Raw genomic sequence first — 23,406 nt, 5'->3', positions numbered from 1 at the left:
CTTTTTTATTGTCTCGCGAAATCTGAACCATGCTTGTCGAACAAAGAACCTATGCTTTCCAGGTCGGCGCCGTGCCCAAGTTTCTTGAGCTATACGAGCGCCACGGCATGGCATTGCAGAAAAAAATCCTGGGGAACCTGATCGGCTACTTCACCACCGAGATCGGCGGCCTGAACCAGGTTGTGCACCTGTGGGGCTACGAGAGCCTCGACGACCGTGACCGGCGCAGGGCAGAATTGTTGGCCAACAAGGAATGGCAAGCGTTTTTCATGATGGTGGTACCGCTTCTGGTCACTCAGGAAAACAAGATTTTAAAACCAACGACGTTCTCGCCGATTCAATAATGCAGGAAGTGGTTATTGATGCTTGACGTTTTTCAATTTGCAATAAAAGATGTTGAATCCCGCATTTATATTGAGAGTGGAAATTGCCTAAAAATACGATGCCTTTGCCGCTGACCGAAAGACTCACCTTTGTCATTCACCGGATCAGCGCGCGCCTGGCCTTGATCGGCGCCCACCATTTTGAGGAACTGGGATTAAATCCTTATTCCGCGCGGATCCTGGTGATGGTCCGGGAGCTTGGGGAAGTGCGAGCCGGCGCGTTGTCCGAACTGATGGTCCAGCCGCAATCGACTATCTCGACCCAGCTGCAGACGCTGCAAAAACGCAAGCTGATCCGCCGCCGCCGCTCGCCGCAGGATAACCGCGCCGTGATCGTGACGCTCACCGAAGAAGGCAAGAGAGTCGCCGACGACTGCGACGAGCTGAGCGCGCGCGTGCAGTCGGAACTGGTTAATGGCATGTCCGCGGACGAAGTGCAGGCAGGCTATTCATTCCTCAATAAATTCGACCATATCCTGAACGACCTGGAAACCCGGGAAATCTTCCCGTTCGGGAAGCCTTCAAGGAAGGCAGTCGCCTAGCGGCTGTCTCTCCTGTCATCAATCAAATCAATTTAATTGCTATGGATTTCGGTATTGCTGGAAAGTGGGCGCTCGTCTGTGGCGCCAGTAAAGGGCTCGGATTTGGCTGCGCACATGCCCTGGTGCGCGAGGGAGTCAACGTGGTGCTGGTGGCGCGCACGGCTGGCCCGCTGGAAGCGGCGGCCGAGCAGCTGCGCGCAGAGGCGGCAGTGGCCGGCAACCCCCAGGTGCTCTGCGTTGCCGCAGACATCACCACCGAGGAGGGGCGCGCGACGGTATTTGCATCGCCGCAGGGACCCGGCGTCGACTACGACATCTGCGTGACGAATGCGGCCGGGCCGCCGCCGGGAAATTTCCGCGACTGGGATCGCCAGGCATGGCTCAACGCGCTGGACGGCAATATGCTGACGCCGATCGCGCTGATCCGCGCGATGGCCGACGGCATGGCCAAACGGGGTTTTGGACGCATCGTGAATATCACTTCGGTCGCGGTCAAGGCGCCGATCGGCAACCTGGGCCTCAGCAACGGGGCGCGCAGCGGCCTGACCGGTTTCGTCGCCGGTGTCGCGCGCAGCGACCTGGCTGCGCGCAACGTCACGATCAACAACCTGTTGCCTGGGTATTTCAGCACCGAACGGCTGAGGGCGACCATTGAGCACGCCGGTAGCGGGACCGGCGAAACGCTGGATACGCTGCTGGAACGGCAATGCGCGACGATTCCCGCGCGCCGCCTCGGCGATCCGCAGGAATTCGGCGAGATCTGTGCCTTCCTGTGCAGCCGTCAGGCCAGCTACATCACCGGCCAGAACATCCTCGCCGACGGGGGCGCCTACCCGGGCACCTTTTAAGGGAGCGAACCATGAAATCCTATATCTGCGTCGTATGCGGCTACATCTATGACGAAGCGGCCGGCATGCCCGACCATGGCATTGCCCCGGGAACGGCTTGGGCGGATGTGCCGGAAAACTGGATGTGCCCGGATTGCGGGGTGTCAAAACTGGACTTCGAGATGGTGGAAATATGAATGACAGAACGATAGTCATTATCGGGAGCGGTTTGGCCGGCTACACGCTTGCCCGTGAAATCCGCAAGCTCGACCGCGACACCGCGATCACGATGGTCAGCCAAGACCATGGGGCAGTTTACTCCAAGCCAAAGCTGTCGACCGCGCTGGCCGATAAGAAGACTCCGGAGGCGCTGGTGATGAAGGCCGCCAGCCAGATGGCCGATGAACTTGGCATGCGCGTCCTGCCGAATTGGGCTGTGACGGGGATTGACCGGGAAAGCAAGTCAATACTGCTGGAGGGCGGCGAGCGCCTGGCGTATCGGGACTTGGTGCTTGCCCTCGGCGCAGATCCGATCAGGTTGCACATGGCGGGCAATGCGGTGTCTCAGGTGTTGTCAGTGAACGATCTGGATGACTACCGGCACTTCCGGCAGCGCCTGGAGCGATCTTCTTCCGTCGTCATCCTCGGCGCCGGACTGATCGGGTGTGAATTCGCCAATGACATGGCGGCGCAGGGCATCCAGGTAACGGTGATCGACCCGCAAGGGTGGCCGATGGCCCGCCTGTTGCCGGAACAACCGGGTTGTTTCCTGCAGGCGCGCCTCGAAGCGGCGGGCGTGCGCTTTTTCCTGGATAACTCAGTTGAATGCATCGACCAGGTCAGCGGCAAACCGTCGCAGCTGACCCTGAAGAATGGCGACGTGATGGCGGCCGATGTAGTGCTCAGTGCAGTCGGCCTGCGTCCGCGCACGCAACTCGCCGAGGACGCAGGGTTACGGGTGAACCGCGGCATCGTCGTCGATCGCTACCTGGCTACATCCGACCCGCACGTGTATGGCCTGGGCGACTGCATCCAGCTGGCGGATTTCTGCCTTCCCTACGTAATGCCGATCATGCGCCAGGCGAGAGCATTGGCGGCGACTCTGTGCGGAACGGCCACTCAGGTCGTTTATCCGGCGATGCCAATCGTCGTAAAGACGCCTGCCTGTCCGACGGTAGTCTGCCCCGCGCCGGCGAGCGAGAATGGCGAATGGGCCACAACGCTGTCGGAGCAGGGGTGCGAAAGCCTGTTGCAGGATGCGCAGGGCCGGACGATCGGATTCGCGTTGCTGGGACAGGAAACCTCGCGCTGGCAAAAGTTGGCCGCTACGCTGCCCGACTGGTTAGCCTAGAGCAGTTTGCGCATCGATGAACGGGGGGTAGCGTCAAACTCGAATTTTGTAGGGGAGCTAGAGCGAAGCGAAACCCACCGCGGTCTGCGCAATCACATCTGCCGCGGGTTTCGCTTCGCTCTAGCCACGCTACGGGCAATCAGCCCATTTACCAAATCGCAGACTGCTCTAGAGCGGATTTCCCCCAAATGTAAGGGACCCTTACATTTGGGGGGAAATCCGCTCTAAGCAGTCTCGGGAAAACCGGGAGCGCTTTGTGACGGGGGAATGCAATGGATAGTATCCAGGGAATGGGTGTGCTGGTGACCGGTGGCGGATCCGGCATTGGCGCCGGGATCGCGCGCTATTTTGCCGATCGCGGTGCGCTGGTCACGATTTGCGGTCGGCGCGAGGACACATTGCGGCAGACCGCGCAGGAGATCGGTGCGAGCTGCGCATGGGCGGCGGGTGACATCACCCGCGGCGCAGACCGCACCCGCATCCTGGAACGGGCTGTCAGCCACGCCGGGCGATTGGACCTGCTGGTCAACAATGCCGCAAACATGCTGCGTGCTCCGATCACGGAACTGGACGAGCAGGCGGTTCTGGAGGTGTTCAACACGAATGTGGTGGCAGCGATGATGCTGACGGGCCTTGCGGTACCGCACCTGGAGCAGACACAGGGCACGGTGATTTTCCTGGGCTCCGTGCATACCCGCCGCGCGTATCCGGGCGCCGCGGCCTATGCTGCAACCAAGGGGGCAGTGGAGGCGCTGACGCGGGTGCTGGCAGCGGAGCTGGGAGACAAACAGGTGCGCGTCAGCTGCGTGGTGCCGGGAGCCGTTTCCACGGAACTGAATATTCGCGCCGGCATCTGCACCGAAGACGAGCATGCACAGCGGATGAACGCCATTGCCTCCTCGCATGTGCTGGGGCGCATCGGCACTGAAGATGAGATTGCGCAAGCGATTGCATACCTTGCTTGTGCACGGTGGACGACTGGCGCTTCGCTGGTGGTGGACGGCGGCTTGTCGCTGGGACTCTCACGCGTTTGACCCGATGGAAAGCCGCTGCCTGTCATGCTCAGGGAAAACGGTACTTCGGATCCGGTGAAACGTAGGCAATGACCCGACGGTTCAGGAGATTCGTTGGCGCGACCTCGTTGAGGTCAAAATGATTAACGGTAGGGGGCGTCGTAAAGCCCCAGCCGAATTCCTTGCCGTCCACGACGAACCGGACCGCTTCCCCGCTCTCGACATTCACATAGTGCGTCGATGGTGTGATATGCACGGTACGCATTGCCGGATTGGCGGGGACCGCTTGGCCGTACAGGTCGGCCGCAGGCCGCGACGCGCATCCGGTGGCCGCAAAAACAGCCACCATCAGGACCATGATGGATGGAAATATTCCCTGCCGAGTCATTGCATCCTCCGTTAAGTTCAGATACCTATTCGTACGAAAGGGGAAACCGCTATCCCAACCGCAGGATACCGCTGGGTTCAATATAATTGATTCGGAGGAAAAGGAAAGGGAGCGTGCTCTCCTGCGGAAGCTCGCAAAAATCGGTGAAGTGCGTGCGTCATGGGGAGGCTGCTTGACAACATGCGCAAAGGCACGATGGGGAGGCGAAGCGCGATAGGGAAGGGAACTGTTCTTAGTGAAGCCGTGCTATCCCCTTTGTTTTGCCGCCATCGCATTGCCAGCCCGGCTGGCCGCCTTCCTGCCGAGGTGTTGCGAGATGAACTGTCCGGCATCGACCACCGCATCCAGGTCGATGTCGGTGTCGATATCCAACCCGTTCATCATGTACAACACGTCTCCGGTCGATACATTGCCGGTCGCGGGCGCTTCTTCCAGCACCTTCTGGTGGCGGCGCTGCACCGAACAGTCGCGCTCGAACAGGTGAGATTTCTTCCATCGCGACGATATGCGCAAGATAGCCCATCGCGGTGCCGCCGTATTCCTCTTCGACCGTAATGCCGAGCAAGCCGAGCGCGTCCATCTTTTGCCACAGGCCCATTGGGAACTGGTCGCTGCGGTCGATTTCCGCCGCGCGCGGCGCGATTTCCGTCTGTGCGAATTGCTGCGCGGTGTCGCGCAGCGCGGCGATGTCTTCACCATGGTCAAAGATCAGTCCGGGCAAATGGAGCATGTCTTCCTCATTCAGTTGGTCTTAAAGCCCACCGTCGCCAGGGAGCTGACGCGGTGGTGTGCGTTATTGAAAATCGGGGTTGCAGTGTTTCTGTATCTGAGAGCGAACCAGGTTTCCGGGCTAGGCCACATCCCTGGTCGTTACGGACCGGTATGCAGCTAGCAGCGCTTCGCGTTGTGTCAGCACCTGTGCCATATTCCGTTCCTTCACATGGCCAAATCCGCGAATCTGGTCCGGCAGGCTCGCCAGTTTCAGCGCCATATCGAAATTGTGCTCGGTCAGCGTCGTCGCCAGTTCCTCAACCAGCGCGAAGTACTGCGCGATCAACTGGCGTTCCGCTTTTCTTTCCTGCGTATATCCAAAGATATCCAGCGGTGTTCCCCGCAGCGGCCGCAGTTTCGACAGCAGCCGGAACATCGGCAGCATCCATGAGCCAAACGGCCGCTTGATCAAATGTCCATCCTCGTCGCGCCGCGACAGCAGTGGCGGCGCGAGATGGAATGTGAGGCGGTAATCCTTGCCAGGCTCGCCGTCGAATTGCGCCCGCAGTTTATCGAGGAACGCCGGCTCGCAGTACAGGCGCGCAACCTCGTATTCGTCCTTGTACGCCATCAGTTTGGCGAGGTTGGTGGCGACCGCCTTGGTCAATGGCAACTGCCTGGATTTGATGCTCAGGGATCGTTCTGCAGCCTTGATGGTTTCGACCGCGTTCCGGTAGCGGTTCGCATAGGCTTCGTCCTGATAGGCGGCGAGCAACGCACTCCGGTGCGACACCACCTTGTCCAGCGATTCCGGCATATGCAGGACCACCGGCACGGTGTTCGTTGCGCCGCCGGCCGGGTCCAGCGCATTTGCGCCATGCTCGGCCAGGTAGCGGCCATAGCCGAAGGCCAATTGGTTTTTCTCGACCGATACAGCGTTCAGTTCCATCGCTTGCAGGATCGATGCTTCGCCGATCGGGAGCCAGCCCTTCTGCCATGCGAATCCGAGCAGCAACGGGTTGGTGTAGATCGCATCGCCCAGCAACGCGACCGCCTTCGCGTTGGCATCAATGAATTCGCATTGGCTGCCAATATTGTCGCGCACGGCCTGTTCGGTCTGCGCGCCAGGGAACGCCCACATCGGGTTCTTCATGAATTCCGCAGTCGGGGTGTTCGCGCTGTTGATCACGGCCCGGGTCACATCGTACTGCACCCTCGACAAGACTTCGTCGGAGGCGGACACGATCGAATCGCAGCCAATCACCAGCGCGGCGGACCCGGTTGCCACCCGGGTTGCATAGACGACCCCGGGACGGTTGGCAAATTGCACGTGACTCAGCACCGCACCACCTTTTTGCGCGAGGCCGGTGATGTCCAGGACTGTCACCTGTTTGCCTTCGATATGCGCGGCCATGCCGAGCAGGGCGCCGATCGTGACCACGCCGGTGCCGCCGATGCCTGTCACGATGACCCGGTAGCCGTTATCCAGGTCGGGCAGCGATGGCTGCGGCAAGCCGGTAAAGTCGGGCAATGCCGACTTGCCGGCTGCCGACGCCGGGCGCTTGACTACGGCGCCCTCGGCGGTCACGAAGCTCGGGCAGAAACCTTTCACGCAGGAGAAATCCTTGTTGCAGGACGACTGGTTGATCTTGCGCTTGGTGCCAACCGGCGTCGAGAGCGGTTCCACCGACACGCAGTTCGACTGTACCGTGCAGTCGCCGCATCCTTCGCACACCGCGTCGTTGATGAAGGCGCGCCGTGCCGGGTCGGGATAGGTACCGCGCTTGCGGCGGCGTCTTTTCTCGGTGGCGCAGGTCTGGTCATAAACCAGGACCGTCGTGCCCGTCGTGCCGCGCAGTTGCAACTGGATGCGGTCGAGTTCATCACGATGGTGAATCGTCACGCCGGACGGCAAGCCGGTGACGGAGCGGTACTTCTGCGGCTCGTCGGTGACGATGACGAGCTTGGCGACACCTTCAGCAACAAGTTGCTGTGCGATTTGCGGCACGGTCAGCACGCCATCAACCGGTTGCCCGCCGGTCATCGCGACCGCATCGTTGAACAGGATCTTGTAGGTTACATTGGCGCGGGCCGCGACCGCTGCCCGAATGGCAAGTTGCCCCGAATGGAAAAAGGTGCCGTCCCCTAGGTTGACGAACAAGTGCTGGTCGTTCGAGAAGTGCATCTGCCCCAGCCATGACACGCCTTCGCCGCCCATCTGAGTGAAAGTTTCGGTGCGGCGATCCATCCACATCGCCATGTAATGGCAGCCAATCCCGGCTGCGGCGCGCGATCCATCGGGCACCCGGGTGGAGGTGTTATGCGGGCAGCCGGAACAGAACCACGGCTTGCGCTCGGTGACCGTGGCGGGCGTGCCGGTAGCGCGCTCGTGGGCTTCGATCACCGCGATGCGCGCAGCAATTTTCACCCGCACGTCATCCGGCAGATCGGCTTGCGCCAGTCGCAGCGCCAGCGCCTTGGCTATGATGGAAGGTGAAAGTTCGCCACGCGCTGGCAGCAGCCATTTTCCTTTCGGCATCGACCATTCGCCCCCCTGGTCGCCGCGTTCGTCAAACTTCCCGTAGACCTTGGGGCGCACGTCTTCGCGCCAGTTGTAAAGTTGTTCCTTGAGCGCATACTCCAGTATCTGGCGTTTTTCCTCAACCACCAGGATCTCGTCCAGGCCCATCGCGAATGCCCGCGCATCCTGCGCATCGAGCGGCCAAACGCAACCGACTTTCATTACCCGGATACCGACGCGGGCGCAGGTATTGTCGTCCAGGCCGAGGTCCTCGAGTGCCTGGCGCACATCGAGATATGCTTTGCCAGCGGCCATGATTCCGAAGCGCGCGGTCGGAGAATCGACCACAATCCGGTTGAGCTTGTTGGCGCGCACATAGGCGAGTGCAGCGTACCACTTATAGTCGACCAGCCGGGCCTCCTGCGCCAGCGGCGGATCGGGCCAACGAATTCCAAGGCCACCTTCGGGCATATCGAAATCATCCGGGGTGACCACGGTCAGCCGGTCGGTATCCACTTCGATCGAAGCGCTGGACTCGACGACGTCTGTCACGCATTTCATGCCGACCCACAGGCCGGAGTAGCGGCTCATTGCCCACGCATGCAAGCCGTAGTCGATATATTCCTGAATAGTGGATGGATACAATACCGGGATGCCGGCAGCGATCAGCGCATGCTCGGATTGATGCGCTACGGAAGATGACTTGGCTCCATGGTCGTCGCCGGCCAGTGCCAGCACGCCGCCTAAAGGCATGGTGCCGGCGGAATTGGCATGCTTGAGCACATCGCCAGACCGGTCGACGCCCGGCCCCTTGCCGTACCACATGCCGAATACGCCGTCGTGCTTGCCCGTGTTCCAGAGGTTCGTCTGTTGCGTGCCCCAAATGGCGGTGGCCGCGAGTTCCTCGTTGACTCCTGGCTGGAACACGATGTTGCGTGCGTCCAGATGTTTTTTGGCTTTCCAGAGCGCCAGGTCGAGTCCGCCCAACGGTGAGCCGCGGTAGCCGGAGATATAGCCTGCGGTATCGCGCCCGTGGCGGCGGTCCATCTCTTGCTGGAGAAGGGGCAAGCGAACCAGTGCTTGGGTACCGGTGAGGTAGATCCGGCCTTTGTCGAGCGCGTACTTGTCGTCGATTGATACGGGCGGCAGGGTTGCCTGCATTGTTGTTGTCGACGGCGTGTTCATCCGGTGTCTCCGTGAAACTATTGACAGGAAGTATATGGATGGTCGTGGATACCGTAAAATCACAAATTTGCAACTCAGGTATTAGAAAAACGCATGGCCCATAACATCACCCTCCGACAATTACGCTATTTTGTCGCAGCCGCCAATTCCGGCCGGTTTTCCGTGGCGGCGACGAACGAGCACGTTTCGCAGTCAGCGATTACGAATGGAGTGCTGGCGCTGGAAAGCGAATTAGGCGTGGAGCTGTTCAAGCGCCTGCCCCAGGGCGTGGCGCTAACTGCGGATGGAGAGGAGTTTCTTCGCCACGCACGACAGATCCTCGACTCTGTGCATGATGCAGTTCGGCTTCCAAGGCTGAGGGAAAAGGGACTGCGCGGTACGGTACGTGTGGCAGCCACCTACACCCTGCTGGGATACTTTCTGCCGGAACTGCTGGCCCGGTTTCGCGCCACTTATCCCGATGTGGAAATAGACTTGCGCGACATGGACCGCGCCACCATTGAAAAGGCAGTGTCGGCGGGTGATATCGACTTGGGCGTCGTCATCCTTTCCAATATCCAAAGGTTGCAGCGTTTTGGGCATGCGGTACTGGTCCGCTCGCGACGCCAGTTGTGGGTGGCGCCTACTCATCCGTTGGCGGAGCAGGCGTCGCCATCGTTGAGGGATATCGCGCAGTACCCCTACCTCTTGCTGACGGCGGATGAAGGCGAGAGGTCCGCCCTGCAATACTGGAAAGTGAAGCGTATCGCGCCTCAAATTGCGTTCAGAACGTCCTCAATTGAAGCGCTGCGGGGCTTGGTTGCACATAACTTCGGCGTGACAATCCTCTCCGATATGGTATTTCGTCCGTGGTCTCTGGAAGGCAAGCGCATCGAGGCTCGTCCTATCGTCGATACTGTTCCCCATATGGACGCGGGGATGATCTGGCATCCGAAAAAAACGTTGCCCAAGCCGGCCGAAGTGTTCCAGCAGTTCCTGCTCCATGCGTACGGCAGCTAGGGCGAAATCAGCCTGAAGTGCTGTCCTATTTTGGCACGCACCGGCATGGCAGTTTCCGTACACGGATGGATGAGGATACCTGTTCGCGGTGATGGACTGGGCCAGTCGGCGGGTGCTGTCATGGCGTCTGTCGAATACGCTGACGACGGATTTCTGTATCGAGGCGGTACAGGACGCCATCCACGCGAAATTCGCTCAGATCGAGATAGCGATCGCTCGCTCTCAGCAGATGATCCTGTGGGACAAACTCTTCAAGATTAATGATTTCGGTGCGTTCTCTTGGAACAAGTTTCCGCCCCATCATGATGGCCTCCATCAACGTGTGCCATCCCGTCACAATAGGCCGCCGCAAACGAAGTTCAAGATGACTTCTTCAACAGAATCTACCGAAAGCGGCCCGTCGCCAAGACATTGTGGCCTGCAACATTCGGCCAATTGCTGCCGGTCACTGTTATATCTGAATGCAGACATTTCCAGATCCCATATCCGCGGGGTGCCGTGAGTCACGGAAATAGATGTACCATTTTGCGCAACTGGGTAAAGTTGGTTTCGGACCCCGCGGTATAGTATTTGTGCGGAATGCAAACACACAGCTGGCCATCAGCCTCGGAGGTTTTTCGGTAGCGACAGAAATGACGCCGTCATTCATGGATATTTATCGCTGTCCGGATGTGCTGGTGCCATGTGCAAGCCAGGCACCATAACGCTTAGGGCGATCAAACGAAAGTGCATAACGGACGTCGACTGTCCTTTTAAATACAGTTAGGATTTACAAACCGCCATGGAGTCCTCCATCTTTGCTGTTAACGACGAGCCATACTGCCTCTGGGAGGTAGACCTTGCAGCGCGTACTCGGACATTCCTTGATGGCATAGATACGGATTACTTTGACTATGTCCTGCAAGCCCATACAAACACCGAGGACGAGAAGCGCGCGCTGGTGGCAATTAGGTTATCTCTGCACCATGCAACCGAGGCGATGTTTTCTCTCTTGGGAGCATTCGTTCAAGCTCCCGACTGTCCATATGCGTGGATAGCCAAGTGCTCAAATACAGAACTTCGGGAGTTCACCGCACGCGTCAGCAAAGAGGATGCATCTCTGATCACAAAGCTGAATATCCCCTCCATAAGCTGGACTACGATAGCGAGTGCTATATTCTCAACTTACCAGCCTGGCACTGATCGTCAGAAAGATACGATTAGATGCTTTGCGCGCCTTTGGGGCGCTCTCGCCGGAGAACTCCTGAACCAAGTCCATATTGATGAGTACAATGCGCTGAAGCACGGATTTCGTGCCCGTCCCGGCGGCTTCGCACTGGCCGTTGGAATCGAGCCGACATATGGCGTATCGCCACCAGACTCAGAAATGAAGACACTTGGTCAATCTGATTTCGGCGCAACATTCTTGAAGATCGAGCCGCTCGGCTCTGCCAAAGGTAGTAGGCATATCCGCTCACGGCAAACCTCGGTGAATTGGTCACTCGAACGAGTCGTCTTACTTCAGCAACTTGTATACATGTCGATCAACAATGTTGTGTCCGCGTTGAAGGTTGTGAATGACTATGCGCCAAGCACTTGCCGCTTCCTGCGCCCAGAGAACGATTCTGACTTTGATCAGCCTTGGACTTACAGCACTGGCGTGACAAGTATCAACGTCGATCACGTTCTCGACGAAAGTTTTCTTCCCGCGTTGACGACAGCTGACTTGCTTTCCAAACTCAGGAACAATGAAGGCTAATTCCACGTTAGACCGCAAAGCACGCATGGCTACGAGCCAAGATTTCATCGAGTATGTCGCCGGACAGATCGGTCTCGGCAGCCAGCTGACCTTCAAGAAGATGTTCGGCGAGTATGCGATCTACGTGGATGGCAAGGTGGTCGCTTTTGCATGCGACAACAGCCTATTCATTAAGCCGTCGTCGGCTGCCGTCTCTCTCGCTCCGGGCCTCCCGCAGTGGCCACCGTACCCGGGTGCCAAAGATTATCCTGTGGCGGACGAGCTGCTGGACGACACTGACGCGCTCCGTCGACTTATTACAGAGACCGCCGCGCTCATGCCAGCGACAAAGCCCACCAAAGCTCGGAAAGCAAAGGTGGATGGGCAGAGTGGCAAGCCCGCGGTCTAATACATCTTCCAAGCTGATGGCGCAACGTGGCGCGGCCAAACTCAGGCGTTGAACGGCAGCTTTCCGGAAATCGCTACGTCGCCTTTGGGTCGACAACAGGCTCTCACGATAATCTCCGACCGGCCGGTAAGCGGCTAATAGCCAACGTAAAAAAGCGCTTCATCGCATGGATGCACAACGGCGGGCACAGAGGCGCGTCAACGCACCATTCGCAAATTCTGAAGCGCGAAATAGACCGAATGCAATTACCCCGGCGGGACAACGCCAGCTCTGCGGCGGCAATATCGCTGGCCTGTTGATTCTCAGAGTGCGCCAGTCGCAAAGAGCATGACGCTCTACGACCTCTGCCGACGGCACTCATCAAGTCCGCTTTCCGCGCGCGTTTCCCGGCTCTCCACCCGGCGCAGAACCTTCTGCCGGTTGGGGCTTTCCTGATCGCGCTTGGCTTCGCGGTGCCACAGGTGCAGCACTTCGGTGCTCCAGAATCCCTTCTTCCGCTGGATGCCTGCGTTGTAAAGCCGCGCCACGAAATCGGCGTCTTCATGGCCCCAGCCGGTGAAGGTCTCGTCGAAACCGTTGACCTTCTCGACGTCGGTACGCCATGCGGCGAGATTGCAGCCCTTGATGCCGCGCCATTTGAAGCCCGGCACCTGCCGTTGCGAGATGTCGGGCAGGCGGAAGAACAGCGGCAGGATCTTGTTGGCCTGCCCCTGTGTGCGCTGCGCGAGCCAGAAAGCCGGTCCCTGGTCGAGTATCGGCAGTCCCTTCACGACGCGCGCGGTAAGCTGCTCGCCGAGCAGGATGCGGCTGCCGGTGATCATCATGCCGGCTTGCGCCAGCATGCGGTGCTGCGCGACGAAATCGGTTTGCGGAACGCAGTCGCCGTCGAGGAATATCAGGTAGCTGCCTTCGGCGCGCAGGATGCCCTTGTTGCGGATCGCGGACAACCGGAAGCCGTCGTCGGGATGCCAGACATGGTGAAGTGGCACCGGCGATTTGGACGCAAATTCTTCCACCACCGCGCGGGTCGGCGCGCCTGATCCGTCGTCGGCGACGATGATTTCGTAGTGGCGGTCGCTTTGCCGCAGCAGACCGTTCAGGACAACGCTCAGTGCATCCGGCCGGTTGTAGGTGCTGACGATGACGGAGATGAGAAAATCGCTCACCGGCCTTCCTTTGCGTCGCCGGATGGCAGCTTCTTCGCCGCCTGTTCAAGCTGCCAGATTTTCAGGTAGCGGTAGTAGCTGCCTTCCGCATTGGAGACGGCGAGTGCGAGGCCGTGTGAGCCGTCCAGCAGGCCGAGACGCAGGAAATAGGTGCGGATGAAGGCCCAGAATCCATGCAGCACTGCATCGAGGACCGTTGCGCGGCGGCCGTTTGCGTAGGCCTGGCGCGCCGAGAGCGTCGAGTAGCTGTCGACCTTTTGCAGCACTTGCGAGAAATCGAGGAAGCTGTAGTGCAGCATCAGTCCGTTGAGCCGTTTCACCGGACCGTCCGCGATCAGCCGTTCATGCACGATGTTGTCCGAGAAGCGTGCTTTGCCGCGTCGGAACAGGCGCGTCACATAATCGGGCGTCCAGCCGGCGTGTTCGATGAAGCGGCCGCAGTACCATGAGCGGCGCGAGATGTCGTAGGCATCGGCGGCCGGATTCTGGATCGTCTTGCGGATCTCGGCGGCGAGTTCTGGCGTGATGCGCTCATCGGCGTCGATGGAGAGCACCCATTCGCCCGTCGCGGCAGCGAGCGCGCGGCTCTTCTGGGGACCGAAGCCGGGCCAGTCGGGCGTCTGGATGACGATCGCGCCGGCCTTGCGGGCGATGTCCACGGTCTGATCGGTGCTTCCGGAATCGACGACGATGATTTCATTGGCGAAGTCGACGGAATCGAGGCACGCCTGGATGTTCGCTTCTTCGTTCTTGGTGATGAGGATGACCGAAAGCAGAGTCCGTTTCTCGGGCGGTGAGCTAGCCATGCCGGTTTTCTTCCTGTGCAGAATGACGCTGAATTATAGGTTAACTACCGTCTCGCGGTCCCGCTGTTCTGCATGGCCGTCGCGGGCCGAAGCGGATGCCGGAACCCTGTGCACGCTCATCACGGCGAAGCCGAGCGTCAGGAAGGCGAACAGGGAGGTGGTCATCTGGCGGTCGAAGATGTTGTCGGTGGTTGCAAAGAGCGCGAAGGCCGCGACCACGATCAGGCCGCCGGCCGGCGCGGCAGTGTCGCCGCCCGCCGCATGTTGCCGGGACAACTGGCGCAGAAAAAGCGTCAACGGAGCGCCCAGCAACCAGAGAAAATACGCGATGCCGATCACGCCGCCGGTTGCCAGCGCCTCCAGATATTCGTTGTGCGTTTGCGAGAAGATGGCGACGAACTCCGGCGCCTGGCCGAGCGCAACCATTTCGCGCAAATGCTGGCCGAACTGATTCATTCCCACACCCAGGACGGGGTGGGCAAGGAACATCGTCAGCGCCGCCTTCCACATGACGAGACGTCCGCCTATCGACGTGTTCAGGTCGCCGCCACGCATCGCGGTCAGTTCGGCAATGGTGGACAGATAACGCGCATGCAGTTCCGAGTAGAACAAGGCCGCAAACAAGACCGCGCCGGCGAGCAGCGTCGCCGCAGCAATGAGGCGGCGCTTGCGGTCCAGTTGCAGGGCTTTCACGGCGATAATGGCGCCGCCCGTCACCAATAAGGCAAGCCATGGTCCCCGGCTTGCGATGGCGAGGCAGCCTGCAAGCCCGGCAAGCGCGCTGGCGGCATGCCAAAAACGAAAGCGGCGCGGCAGGCAACTATCCAGCGCCGCGTAGAGCGCGAGCAGCGTGAAGACGGTTGTCACCATGCCAAACTTGATCGATCCGGACAAACCCAGTTCATTGATGCCGAACAATCCATACGGACGATCAATACCAAGACCAACGCGTTGATAAACTGCAAGCGCGCCGGCCGCCATCGCCGCGGCACTCAAGCCGCACCAGAAAATTCTTCTCGAAGGAATTACCGCGAAGCAGGCTGCAATGCCGAGGAAATACAGGAGGTGCACGCCATTGTCGGCCGAACTGATGACGCCATGATGCACCCAGATGCCGATCAGCGAGTACGGCGCATACAGGCCGAATGCCAGGGTGACGGATTTCATCTCGCCGTAGGTCTGGCGCGCTTCCTTGTTGCTTCGAAGTACATGGATGGCAATGGCCAGCAGCGCGAGATAAAGCACCACCTTGATGTCAAAGGGGAAGACAAAGGTGAGCGGAAAAGCGGCGAGGGACCAGACTGCGAGCAAACCGACAAAAGGATGAACGGACGTGCGCTTGGGCGGGATCGGGTAGACAGGCATGTTCTTGTATTCGAGGCAATATCGTGCAAGGCGCATTTGCAATGCAAGCAGGAACCCTGCCAATACCGAGCATATCGTCGGGCAGTATAGCAGCAGGCGGAATGGAGCTTCCGCGGTTTGGGCCGTTGAGCCCGGGCGATTGCATGAAGCCAATGCTCTGTCCACGGAAAACACGGAAATCACGGAAAGAGCTTGGGTTGCTGTTTTCCGTGATTTCCGTGTATTCCGTGGACAGTCGATTCTTTTGCCTGCGCGACGCCGGCCTTTGTGCGCGCACCCCGGCCATTGCGCGGGTGCGCGCCTTGCATGCTCGACAAGCTATTTCGCCCATCCTTATCCACTATAATTTGCCTTCAAGAAAAGTCGGCGGCGATGACAGGCTGGCCGGGTTTGGCGTTTAATGATATCCGCCTGATTTTTTCCGCTTCCTCGCGCCGGCACGAGAGGCCGTTCGACCGGTGTCCACATTTCTACTTAACAGGCAGCAGACACAACCATGATAATCCCACCGCATCTCAGGCGGGTCGTCCGCATGCTGACGCCTTACAAGGCGCGCCTCGGACTGGCTTTTGTCGGGATGATACTGACGGCAACCACCGAGCCGACCTTGTCCGCAATGATGAAGCTCCTGCTCGACAAGGGCTTCGTGTCCAAGCCGACTTTTTCGCTCTGGATGGTCCCGTTGTTCGTGATCGGCATCTTTGCCCTGCGCGGCGTGTCGACCTTCATGACGACCTACATGATGACCTGGGTGTCGACGCGCCTGCTGAGCGAGCTGCGCCAGCAGGCCTTCAACCGCATTCTCGACGTGCCGCTCGGATTCTACGTCACGACCTCGGTCGGCCGGGTGATCAACTCGCTGATGTTTGAAGTCGAGCAGATCATCGACATGCTCAAGAACGTGCTGACCTCGATGATCCGCGACTCGCTGACGGTGATCGGTCTGCTGTCCTATCTGTTCTGGCTGAACTGGCGGCTCACGCTCATCACGCTGGTGCTGATTCCCGTGATCGGCGTGGTGGTGCGCCTGACCGGCAAGCGCCTGCGCAAGCTGACGCAGAATTACCTGACCATCAATGCGCAGCTGACGCAGGTGATTGAAGAAACCACGCGCGCCAACCAGGTCATCAAGATCTTCGGCGGCCATCAGTATGAAAAGAAGCGATTCGAGGAGCGCGCCGACAGGCAGCGCAGCTACTCGATGCGCATGGCCAGCACCTTTGCCGCCACGGTGCCGATCACCCAGGTCATTACCGCCTTCGCGGTATCGATCGTGATCGTGATTGCCTTGCACCAATCCAGCCAGGGACAGGCGACCGTGGGCGACTTCGTGTCCTTCATCACCGCGATGCTGATGCTGCTCACACCGCTCAAGCATATTGCGGAAGTCAATGGTCCGCTGCAGCGCGGCCTGGCGGCGTCCGAAGTGGTGTTCGGCCTGATCGACGCGCCGGTGGAACGCACCAACGGCAAGCCGCTGCTGGGCAGGGCATCGGGGCAACTCGATTTCGTCGATGTCAGCTTCAGTTATCCGGGCCAGTCGCAGACGGCGTTGTCGCACATTAATCTGTCGGTGCGGCCGGGTGAAACGGTGGCCTTCGTCGGTATGTCGGGCGGCGGCAAATCGACGCTGGTGAATCTGGTGCCGAACTTCTATTCCGTGACCGGCGGCGAGATACGGCTGGACGGCGAACCGATCGAGCAGATCACCCTGGAGAGCCTGCGCGCGCAGATCGCCATGGTCAGCCAGAGCGTGGTGCTGTTCGACGATACCGTTGCCGCCAACATTGCCTACGGCGACGCGCATCCCGATCGCGCCCGCGTCGAAGCGGCGGCCAGGGCGGCGCATCTGAACGACGTCATCGCCGGCCTGCCGGACGGACTGGAAACCACCATCGGCGACAACGGCAGCCGCTTGTCCGGCGGGCAGCGGCAGCGCCTGGCGATCGCGCGTGCGATTTACAAGGATGCGCCTATACTGATTCTTGACGAGGCGACCTCGGCGCTCGATACCGAATCGGAACGCGCGGTGCAGGCGGCGCTGGATGAGCTGATGCGCGGCCGCACCACGCTGGTGATCGCGCATCGCCTGTCGACCATCGAACATGCCGACCGCATCGTGGTGCTGGTCGGCGGCCACATTGTCGAAACCGGCTCGCACGCGGAATTGCTGGAAAAGAATGAGGTTTACGCCAACCTGTACCACCTTCAATTTGCAAAGGAAACCGCATAATGTCCGATCCAAAACCGATCTCGCGTTTTTCCGTTCCCGATATCAGCGAGCTGCCGGAAGACATCCGCCAGATGATCCTGAACGTGCAGGAAAAGGCCGGCTTCGTGCCGAACGTGTTCCTCACGCTGGCGCATCGTCCCGCCGAGTTCCGCGCCTTCTTCGCCTATCACGACGCCCTGATGCTGAAGGAAACCGGCAGCCTGACCAAGGCCGACCGCGAAATGATCGTCACCGCCACCAGCGCCAAGAACGGCTGCCTGTACTGCGTAGTGGCGCACGGCGCGCTGTTGCGCATCTATGCGAAGCAGCCGCTGATCGCCGACCAGGTCGCGGTCAATCATCTGAAGGCGGACATCACGCCGCGCCAGAAGGCGATGCTCGATTTCGCGATCAAGGTCTGCCTGAATTCGCAGGAGATCAACGACGACGACTATGCGACGCTGCACCAGCATGGCTTCGATAACGAAGACATCTGGGACATCGCCGCAATCACGGCCTTCTTCGGCTTGTCGAACCGCATGGCCAATGCGATCTCGATGCGTCCGAACGACGAGTTCTTCCTGATGGGTCGCGTGCCGCGCAACAAATGACGGTTCCTGTGCATGGCGTGGCGCGCACGCTGATCATTTCTCCCAACTGGATCGGCGACGCAGTCATGGCGCAGCCCTTGCTGCGTCTGTTGCGCGAGCAGCATCCCGAGCGGCCGATCGATGTGCTCGCGCCGGCCTGGGTGGCGCCGGTGTGGCGCGCGATGCGCGAAGTCGACACCGTGCTGGAAGCGCCGTTCCGGCACGGCGCGCTGCAACTGGGCGAGCGGCGGCAATACGCCAGGATGCTGCGCGAGCGCGGTTATGCCGACGCCTACGTGCTCCCCAATACACTGAAGTTCGCCCTGATCCCCTGGCTGGCCGGCATTCCGCGTCGCGTCGGCTACAAGGGCGAAATGCGCTACGGCTTGCTGAACGTGATCCACCACGACAATCCCGAGGCGCCGCGGCCGATGGTGTCGTTCTATGCGGCCCTGGCGGAAGAGCCGCGCAAGGACGTGCCGCCGCCCTCGGCCTTGCCGCGCCCCGCGCTGAGTGTCGCGGAAGAACGCATGGCGCAGGTACTGTCACGCGTGGGATTGCGGATGGACAAGCGACTCGTCGTATTTGCGCCGGGCGCGGAATTCGGCTCGGCCAAGCGCTGGCCGACTGCGCATTTCGCCGAACTGGCAAGGACCATCCAGCAGACACACGGCGAGGCCCAGATCGCTCTGCTCGGTTCCGGCAAGGACAAGGATGTATGCGACGAGATCGCTGCATTGGCGCCGGGTGTGCGCAACCTCGCGGGCGTCACTGCGCTGGACGAGGCGGTGGCGGTGATCGCCAGGGCGGATGCGGTGGTCAGCAACGATTCCGGCCTGCTGCATATTGCATCCGCGCTGAACCGGCCGATCATCGCGATCTACGGGCCGACCGATCCGAATCACGCACCGCCGTTTTCCGATGTGTGCACATCGTTGTACCTGGCGCTCGAATGCGCACCTTGCCGCCAGCGCGAATGCCCGCTGGGACATCATCGCTGCATGCGGGAGATCTCCGCCGGAATGGTGTGGGAGCCGCTGCAGGCAATGATCAAGGGGCGGTGATCCTGCCCTGATGCACGATCCGGCGGCAAGGATTGCCGCCGATCGCATACGCCAAGTCGCCCGGCCGTTCAATCGACCACAGCACGAAATCCGCTGCCTTGCCCACAGCCAGACTGCCGAGCTCGTCTTGCAGTCCCAAGGCTTTCGCCGCATTGATCGTGGCGCCCGCCAAGGCCTCCTGCGGTGTCAGGCGGAACAGCGTGCAAGCCATGTTCATTGCCAGCAGGAGCGAGGTCATCGGCGATGTTCCCGGATTGCAGTCGGTGGAAATCGCGATCGGCACGCGTGCCGCACGCAAGGCCTGCAGCGGCGGCATCTTCGTCTCGCGCAAGAAATAAAACGCGCCCGGCAGCAGCACTGCAACCGTGCCGGCGGCGGCCATCGCATCGATGCCTTCCGGGGACAGGTATTCGAGATGGTCGGCGGACAGGCCGCGATAGCGCGCGGTGAGGGCGGCGCCGTTCTGGTCGGATAACTGTTCGGCATGCAGCTTTACCGGCAAACCAAGGGCGCGGGCTGCCTGAAATACCCGTTCTGTCTGCGCCGCCGAGAAACCGATTTTCTCGCAGAAGGCATCGACCGCATCGACCAGTCCCTCGGCCGCCAGCGCGGGAAGCATTTCCTTGCAAACGGCATCGATATAGCTGTCTGCGCGGCCGGCATATTCCGGCGGCAGGGCATGCGCGCCGAGGAAGGTGGTCCTGACGCGCACCGGAAGCGATTCGCCGATGCGGCGCGCAACGCGCAGCATCTTGCGTTCCGTTGCCATGTCGAGGCCGTAGCCGGACTTGATTTCCAGCGTGGTCACGCCTTCCGATAACAGATTCCTGACACGCGGCAGGCTTGCGTCGAACAGTTCCTGTTCCGACGCGGCACGCGTTGCGCGCACGGTCGACATGATGCCGCCGCCGCGTTGCGCGATTTCCTCGTAGCTCGCACCGTTCAGGCGTGCCTCGAATTCATCGCTGCGATTGCCGGCATAGACGATATGCGTATGGCAGTCGATCAGGCCGGGCGTTATCCATGCGCCTTCACCCTCATGCGCGACAGCCGCACGATAGCCGGCAGGCAGCGCATTGCGCGGGCCGAGCCAGGCAATGCGGCCGTCGCGCACGGCGATGGCGCCGTCGCGGATCTCCCCATAACTTCCCGGCGACGCCATCGTCGCCAGGTGGACGTTGACCCATAATGCGTCCCACAACAGGTTTCCGTCATTGCGCATGGCTTGCATCCTTGAAGGTGATACGGGCGATATACAGCAGCGCGGAGGATTCCGGCGAGAGGACAATTCTCGCGCTCTCCTTGCGGTCCAGCAGAAGCGACTCGCCTTCACGGCAATTGACGGCTTCGCCGGTCGCATTGGCGCATCGCAGATGCCCCTGCGCGACATGGATGAACACCAGGTCCGCGCGCTGCTTGAACTCAAGCTCTCCGTCAACGCGCAATATTTGCAATCCATGCGTGCAGCGGTGGCGGCGGGTCATGACATTGAAATCGGCAATCGGTCCGTCGGGCAGCGTTGCCTGAATCTGCTGTTCGCCTCGAAACACGAATGGTTCATCGCCTGCTGTCAGCGTGACCGCTTCGCCGCCGTCGACTTCCATCGACAGCGTGCCGTGCGACAGGATGAGCGAGCGGTCGACGCCGGGAAACAGGGAGAACGGGCCGTCGGTCGCCGCATGCGCGACGCTGATGCGCCAGTCGAAGTTGTCGATACTCGCGGACGGCGGTGAGATCGCAAGCTGCCTGGTACTGCCGCCGCCGTTCTTCCACGGCATCGGGATGTAATCGGTGGCAGTCAGTTTGTGCATGATGGGCTCAGGCTCCGGAACGTTCGGCGATGCGTGCGAGCAGGCGTGCCGCCACGCGTGCGGTGCGCTTGTCGATGTCGAGGCCGGGATTGAGTTCGGCCATGTCCGCCAGGCGCAGCTTGCCGCTGGCGGCCACCAGATTGATCACCGGCTCCACCACCTCGAGCGGAACGCCGCGCGTGGCCGGCGCGCTTACTCCGGGGGCGACAGCGGCGGGAAGGACATCGAGGCAGATCGTGAAATAAACGTGATCGACTTCGGCCATGAAATCCGACAGCGTCTTTTGCACCTTGCCGAGATTGGCGACATGCAGTTCCTCGTCGAGCATCCAGCGCACGCTGAGCGCGCGCGCGCGATCGAACAAGGCTTGCGTGTTGCCGAAGTCGCTGATGCCGAGCACGCAATAATGAAAAGGCCAGCCTTTGGCCTGGCAGTGTTCCGCAATCTGGCGAAAGGGCGTGCCGGACGTGGCACGGTCGGCCATGCGCAAGTCGAAATGGGCATCGAGGTTGATGATGCCTATGCGTGGCATGGCCTCCCTGGCGGCGAGATGACGCGCGAGGCCGCCGAAGGAGCCGAATGCCATCTCGTGCCCGCCGCCCATCACGATCGGCAATTTGCCGCGTGCGAGCAGATCAGCGACAGCGGCGGAAAGCTCCTGTTGCGCGCTTTCCAGTCCGTCGTCGTTGCCGTTTGCCACGCACACCACATCGCCCGCATCCGCAATCGATCTGCAACGGCGCACCGGCATATTGCCCAGCATGGCGCGCAAGGCTGCCGGCCCCTGGCGTGCGCCGGAGCGGCCATGGTTGCGTGCAACGCCGGCATCACAGGCGAAGCCGAGCAGGGTGATGCCGCCCTCATCCTTTGCGTCCTGCAGCGGACGCACGATCTGGTGCCAACGCTTGCCGGCTTCACCTTCGGCGTCGTCGATGCGACCCTGCCACAGTGTCATGTCTGCTTGTTGACGCATACATCCTCCTAATCGGCAAACAATTCCTGGCAGGCCGAACCCAGCTCGCCTTGCAGCACCAGCTGCTTCGCGGCCTCGATATCCGGCGCGAAGAAACGATCCTTGTCATAGAAGCTCACTTGCTGGCGCAGGCGCTGCTGCACTTGCGTCAGTTTCGGCGAGGTCGCGAGCGGCCGATGGAAATCAACGCCTTGCGCCGCTGCGAGCAACTCGATGCCGACGATGGTCGCCGTGTTGTGCGCCATCTCGTGCAGGCGGCGACCGGCGAAGGTGGCCATGCTGACATGGTCTTCCTGATTGGCGGATGTCGGCAGACTGTCGACGCTCGCGGGATGCGCGAGGGATTTGTTTTCCGAGGCGAGTGCTGCCGCCGTGACATGCGCAATCATGAAGCCGGAGTTGAGGCCCGACGCGGCGACGAGGAAGGGCGGCAGACCCGACAGCGTGGAATCGATCAGCAGCGCGATGCGGCGCTCGGACAGTGCGCCGATTTCGGCAATGGCCAAGGCGAGCGTGTCGGCGGCGAAGGCGACCGGCTCGGCGTGGAAATTGCCGCCGGAGATGACGTCGCCGCCATCCGCGAACACCAGCGGGTTGTCGGTCACCGCGTTGGCCTCGATCAGCAGGGTGCGCCCGGCATTGCCGATCAGGTCGAGACAGGCGCCCATCACTTGCGGCTGGCAACGCAGGCTGTACGGGTCTTGCACGCGCTCATCGTTGACCAGGTGCGATTTGCGGATCTCGCTGCCGGCCAGCAGTTCGCGGTAAATCTTTGCAATCGCAATCTGGCCGGACTGGCCGCGCACTTCATGCACGCGCGGATCGAAGGGCGCGTCGCTGCCCTTGGCGGCATCGACGGCGAGCGCGCCCGATACGGTTGCGGCTTCCAGCAGGCGTTCGGCGAGGAACAGGCCGTGCAGCGTGAGCGCGGTGGAAACCTGCGTGCCGTTGATGAGCGCGAGGCCTTCCTTGGAGGCGAGCGTGACCGGCGCGATGCCGGCTGCCTGCAAGGCTTCCTTCGCCGCTTGCAGCTTGCCGCCGACGCGGACATTGCCTTCGCCCATCAGGGCCAGCGTCATGTGCGACAGCGGCGCCAGGTCGCCGGATGCACCGACCGAGCCTTTGCCCGGAATGCAGGGCATGATGCCGGCATTGTAGATCGCGATCATGGTGTCGATGACCGAGGCGCGAATGCCGGAGTAGCCGCGGGCGAGGCTGCCGATTTTCATCGCGAGGATCAGGCGTACCACTTCGTCGGCGATCAATTCGCCGGTGCCGACGGAGTGCGAAAGGATGAGGTTGCGTTGCAGTTCTTCGAGCTTGTCGTTGGGGATGTGGGTCTTGGCGAGTTTGCCGAAGCCGGTGTTGATGCC

Annotated in this window: 23 protein-coding genes and 2 pseudogenes; 13 read left to right on the top strand and 12 right to left on the bottom strand. The window is 60.8% G+C overall.

Annotated elements, in window-relative coordinates; all coding sequences use genetic code 11:
* Nucleotides 1-29: 29 nt before the first annotated feature.
* The 6 genes from VJ651_RS04085 (at nucleotide 30) to VJ651_RS04060 (ending at nucleotide 4,137) form a co-directional block, all read left to right on the top strand.
* A complete protein-coding gene (locus tag VJ651_RS04085; RefSeq protein ID WP_324106206.1) occupies nucleotides 30-344 on the top strand; it encodes an NIPSNAP family protein in 315 nt (104 codons plus the stop codon).
* A 104-nt stretch (nucleotides 345-448) separates the two neighbouring features.
* The gene (locus VJ651_RS04080) at nucleotides 449-925 is read left to right on the top strand and encodes a MarR family winged helix-turn-helix transcriptional regulator (RefSeq protein WP_324106205.1); all 477 of its coding nucleotides are present in this window, start codon (nucleotides 449-451) and stop codon (nucleotides 923-925) included.
* Between the two features lie 41 nt (nucleotides 926-966).
* Nucleotides 967-1,773, top strand: coding sequence for an SDR family oxidoreductase (locus VJ651_RS04075; RefSeq protein ID WP_324106204.1), 807 nt, complete (start codon nucleotides 967-969; stop codon nucleotides 1,771-1,773).
* A 23-nt stretch (nucleotides 1,774-1,796) separates the two neighbouring features.
* A complete protein-coding gene (locus tag VJ651_RS04070) occupies nucleotides 1,797-1,949 on the top strand; it encodes a rubredoxin (protein WP_324106222.1) in 153 nt (50 codons plus the stop codon).
* On the top strand, nucleotides 1,946-3,103 hold the full coding sequence (locus VJ651_RS04065) for an NAD(P)/FAD-dependent oxidoreductase (protein ID WP_324106203.1): 1,158 nt from the start codon (nucleotides 1,946-1,948) through the stop codon (nucleotides 3,101-3,103). Before VJ651_RS04070 ends, VJ651_RS04065 begins: the two co-directional genes overlap by 4 nt.
* Before the next feature lie 272 nt (nucleotides 3,104-3,375).
* Nucleotides 3,376-4,137, top strand: coding sequence for an SDR family NAD(P)-dependent oxidoreductase (locus VJ651_RS04060; protein WP_324106202.1), 762 nt, complete (start codon nucleotides 3,376-3,378; stop codon nucleotides 4,135-4,137).
* A 28-nt stretch (nucleotides 4,138-4,165) separates the two neighbouring features.
* Here the strand turns inward: VJ651_RS04060 and VJ651_RS04055 are convergent, their stop codons facing one another.
* From VJ651_RS04055 to VJ651_RS04040, 4 genes and pseudogenes are all read right to left on the bottom strand, one after another.
* Nucleotides 4,166-4,504, bottom strand: coding sequence for a CzcE family metal-binding protein (locus VJ651_RS04055; protein ID WP_324106201.1), 339 nt, complete (start codon nucleotides 4,502-4,504; stop codon nucleotides 4,166-4,168).
* Nucleotides 4,505-4,750: 246 nt separating this feature from the next.
* Nucleotides 4,751-4,924: pseudogene (locus VJ651_RS04050) on the bottom strand (hydroxymethylglutaryl-CoA lyase); the annotation flags it as partial.
* A gap of 49 nt (nucleotides 4,925-4,973) precedes the next feature.
* Nucleotides 4,974-5,234, bottom strand: a pseudogene (locus tag VJ651_RS04045) (acyl-CoA dehydrogenase family protein); the annotation flags it as partial.
* Between the two features lie 120 nt (nucleotides 5,235-5,354).
* Complete coding sequence (locus VJ651_RS04040; protein ID WP_324106200.1) at nucleotides 5,355-8,921, bottom strand: indolepyruvate ferredoxin oxidoreductase family protein; 3,567 nt, start codon at nucleotides 8,919-8,921, stop codon at nucleotides 5,355-5,357.
* Nucleotides 8,922-9,014: 93 nt separating this feature from the next.
* Here VJ651_RS04040 and VJ651_RS04035 point away from each other — a divergent pair, with 93 nt between their 5' ends.
* Nucleotides 9,015-9,920: a LysR substrate-binding domain-containing protein gene (locus VJ651_RS04035; protein ID WP_324106199.1), complete on the top strand. Its 906-nt coding sequence runs from the start codon at nucleotides 9,015-9,017 to the stop codon at nucleotides 9,918-9,920.
* Between the two features lie 118 nt (nucleotides 9,921-10,038).
* On the opposite strand, the gene VJ651_RS23595 is transcribed toward VJ651_RS04035, so the two are convergent.
* Nucleotides 10,039-10,224: a hypothetical protein gene (locus tag VJ651_RS23595; protein ID WP_414691308.1), complete on the bottom strand. Its 186-nt coding sequence runs from the start codon at nucleotides 10,222-10,224 to the stop codon at nucleotides 10,039-10,041.
* Between the two features lie 477 nt (nucleotides 10,225-10,701).
* Between VJ651_RS23595 and VJ651_RS04025 the strand changes: the two genes are divergently transcribed.
* A complete protein-coding gene (locus VJ651_RS04025) occupies nucleotides 10,702-11,658 on the top strand; it encodes a hypothetical protein (protein ID WP_324106198.1) in 957 nt (318 codons plus the stop codon).
* Nucleotides 11,659-11,683: 25 nt separating this feature from the next.
* Nucleotides 11,684-12,046, top strand: a complete 363-nt coding sequence (locus VJ651_RS04020; RefSeq protein WP_324106197.1) for a TfoX/Sxy family protein — start codon at nucleotides 11,684-11,686, stop codon at nucleotides 12,044-12,046.
* A 335-nt stretch (nucleotides 12,047-12,381) separates the two neighbouring features.
* Here the strand turns inward: VJ651_RS04020 and VJ651_RS04015 are convergent, their stop codons facing one another.
* From VJ651_RS04015 to VJ651_RS04005, 3 genes are read right to left on the bottom strand one after another with little or no spacing between them, the layout of a single operon-like run.
* Complete coding sequence (locus VJ651_RS04015) at nucleotides 12,382-13,212, bottom strand: glycosyltransferase family 2 protein (protein ID WP_324106196.1); 831 nt, start codon at nucleotides 13,210-13,212, stop codon at nucleotides 12,382-12,384.
* The gene (locus VJ651_RS04010) at nucleotides 13,209-14,018 is read right to left on the bottom strand and encodes a glycosyltransferase family 2 protein (RefSeq protein ID WP_324106195.1); all 810 of its coding nucleotides are present in this window, start codon (nucleotides 14,016-14,018) and stop codon (nucleotides 13,209-13,211) included. The genes VJ651_RS04015 and VJ651_RS04010 overlap by 4 nt, the downstream gene beginning before the upstream one ends.
* 33 nt (nucleotides 14,019-14,051) lie before the next feature.
* Nucleotides 14,052-15,419 (bottom strand): O-antigen ligase family protein, encoded by a 1,368-nt coding sequence (locus tag VJ651_RS04005; RefSeq protein WP_324106194.1) that lies wholly within the window; start codon nucleotides 15,417-15,419, stop codon nucleotides 14,052-14,054.
* A 107-nt stretch (nucleotides 15,420-15,526) separates the two neighbouring features.
* On the opposite strand from VJ651_RS04005, the gene VJ651_RS04000 reads away from it, so the two are divergent.
* The 4 genes from VJ651_RS04000 (at nucleotide 15,527) to waaF (ending at nucleotide 19,249) form a co-directional block, all read left to right on the top strand.
* Complete coding sequence (locus tag VJ651_RS04000; RefSeq protein ID WP_324106193.1) at nucleotides 15,527-15,784, top strand: hypothetical protein; 258 nt, start codon at nucleotides 15,527-15,529, stop codon at nucleotides 15,782-15,784.
* Between the two features lie 95 nt (nucleotides 15,785-15,879).
* Nucleotides 15,880-17,616, top strand: coding sequence for a lipid A export permease/ATP-binding protein MsbA (msbA, locus tag VJ651_RS03995; protein ID WP_324106192.1), 1,737 nt, complete (start codon nucleotides 15,880-15,882; stop codon nucleotides 17,614-17,616).
* Complete coding sequence (locus VJ651_RS03990) at nucleotides 17,616-18,206, top strand: peroxidase-related enzyme (protein ID WP_136417599.1); 591 nt, start codon at nucleotides 17,616-17,618, stop codon at nucleotides 18,204-18,206. Before msbA ends, VJ651_RS03990 begins: the two co-directional genes overlap by 1 nt.
* Nucleotides 18,203-19,249, top strand: a complete 1,047-nt coding sequence (gene waaF / locus VJ651_RS03985) for a lipopolysaccharide heptosyltransferase II (protein WP_324106191.1) — start codon at nucleotides 18,203-18,205, stop codon at nucleotides 19,247-19,249. Before VJ651_RS03990 ends, waaF begins: the two co-directional genes overlap by 4 nt.
* Here the strand turns inward: waaF and hutI are convergent.
* The 4 genes from hutI to hutH all read right to left on the bottom strand — a co-directional run.
* Complete coding sequence (gene hutI / locus VJ651_RS03980) at nucleotides 19,236-20,471, bottom strand: imidazolonepropionase (protein WP_324106190.1); 1,236 nt, start codon at nucleotides 20,469-20,471, stop codon at nucleotides 19,236-19,238. The genes waaF and hutI overlap by 14 nt on opposite strands.
* A complete protein-coding gene (locus VJ651_RS03975) occupies nucleotides 20,461-21,060 on the bottom strand; it encodes a HutD family protein (protein ID WP_324106189.1) in 600 nt (199 codons plus the stop codon). The genes hutI and VJ651_RS03975 overlap by 11 nt, the downstream gene beginning before the upstream one ends.
* Nucleotides 21,061-21,067: 7 nt before the next feature.
* A complete protein-coding gene (gene hutG / locus VJ651_RS03970; protein WP_324106188.1) occupies nucleotides 21,068-22,033 on the bottom strand; it encodes a formimidoylglutamase in 966 nt (321 codons plus the stop codon).
* An 8-nt stretch (nucleotides 22,034-22,041) separates the two neighbouring features.
* Nucleotides 22,042-23,406, bottom strand: a 1,365-nt coding sequence (gene hutH, locus VJ651_RS03965; protein WP_324106187.1) for a histidine ammonia-lyase, incomplete at its 5' end; no start/stop codon positions are given.

This window comes from Noviherbaspirillum sp. (assembly GCF_035254865.1).
GTDB lineage: Bacteria > Pseudomonadota > Gammaproteobacteria > Burkholderiales > Burkholderiaceae_D > Noviherbaspirillum.
The sequence above is the reverse complement of the archived record's forward strand: the minus strand, read 5'-3'. Positions and strand labels throughout refer to the sequence as shown.

Coding starts and splice junctions, on each gene's coding strand:
- VJ651_RS04005 (WP_324106194.1), bottom strand. CDS start 15,419: ATGCGCCTTGCACGATATTGCCTCGAATACAAGAACATGCCTGTCTAC.
- VJ651_RS04040 (WP_324106200.1), bottom strand. CDS start 8,921: ATGAACACGCCGTCGACAACAACAATGCAGGCAACCCTGCCGCCCGTA.
- VJ651_RS04065 (WP_324106203.1), top strand. CDS start 1,946: ATGAATGACAGAACGATAGTCATTATCGGGAGCGGTTTGGCCGGCTAC.
- VJ651_RS04025 (WP_324106198.1), top strand. CDS start 10,702: ATGGAGTCCTCCATCTTTGCTGTTAACGACGAGCCATACTGCCTCTGG.
- VJ651_RS03975 (WP_324106189.1), bottom strand. CDS start 21,060: ATGCACAAACTGACTGCCACCGATTACATCCCGATGCCGTGGAAGAAC.
- waaF (WP_324106191.1), top strand. CDS start 18,203: ATGACGGTTCCTGTGCATGGCGTGGCGCGCACGCTGATCATTTCTCCC.
- VJ651_RS03990 (WP_136417599.1), top strand. CDS start 17,616: ATGTCCGATCCAAAACCGATCTCGCGTTTTTCCGTTCCCGATATCAGC.
- VJ651_RS04055 (WP_324106201.1), bottom strand. CDS start 4,504: ATGACTCGGCAGGGAATATTTCCATCCATCATGGTCCTGATGGTGGCT.
- VJ651_RS04085 (WP_324106206.1), top strand. CDS start 30: ATGCTTGTCGAACAAAGAACCTATGCTTTCCAGGTCGGCGCCGTGCCC.
- VJ651_RS04010 (WP_324106195.1), bottom strand. CDS start 14,018: ATGGCTAGCTCACCGCCCGAGAAACGGACTCTGCTTTCGGTCATCCTC.
- hutG (WP_324106188.1), bottom strand. CDS start 22,033: ATGCGTCAACAAGCAGACATGACACTGTGGCAGGGTCGCATCGACGAC.
- VJ651_RS04075 (WP_324106204.1), top strand. CDS start 967: ATGGATTTCGGTATTGCTGGAAAGTGGGCGCTCGTCTGTGGCGCCAGT.
- VJ651_RS04035 (WP_324106199.1), top strand. CDS start 9,015: ATGGCCCATAACATCACCCTCCGACAATTACGCTATTTTGTCGCAGCC.
- VJ651_RS04020 (WP_324106197.1), top strand. CDS start 11,684: ATGGCTACGAGCCAAGATTTCATCGAGTATGTCGCCGGACAGATCGGT.
- hutI (WP_324106190.1), bottom strand. CDS start 20,471: ATGCGCAATGACGGAAACCTGTTGTGGGACGCATTATGGGTCAACGTC.
- msbA (WP_324106192.1), top strand. CDS start 15,880: ATGATAATCCCACCGCATCTCAGGCGGGTCGTCCGCATGCTGACGCCT.
- VJ651_RS04000 (WP_324106193.1), top strand. CDS start 15,527: ATGAAGCCAATGCTCTGTCCACGGAAAACACGGAAATCACGGAAAGAG.
- VJ651_RS04060 (WP_324106202.1), top strand. CDS start 3,376: ATGGATAGTATCCAGGGAATGGGTGTGCTGGTGACCGGTGGCGGATCC.
- VJ651_RS23595 (WP_414691308.1), bottom strand. CDS start 10,224: ATGATGGGGCGGAAACTTGTTCCAAGAGAACGCACCGAAATCATTAAT.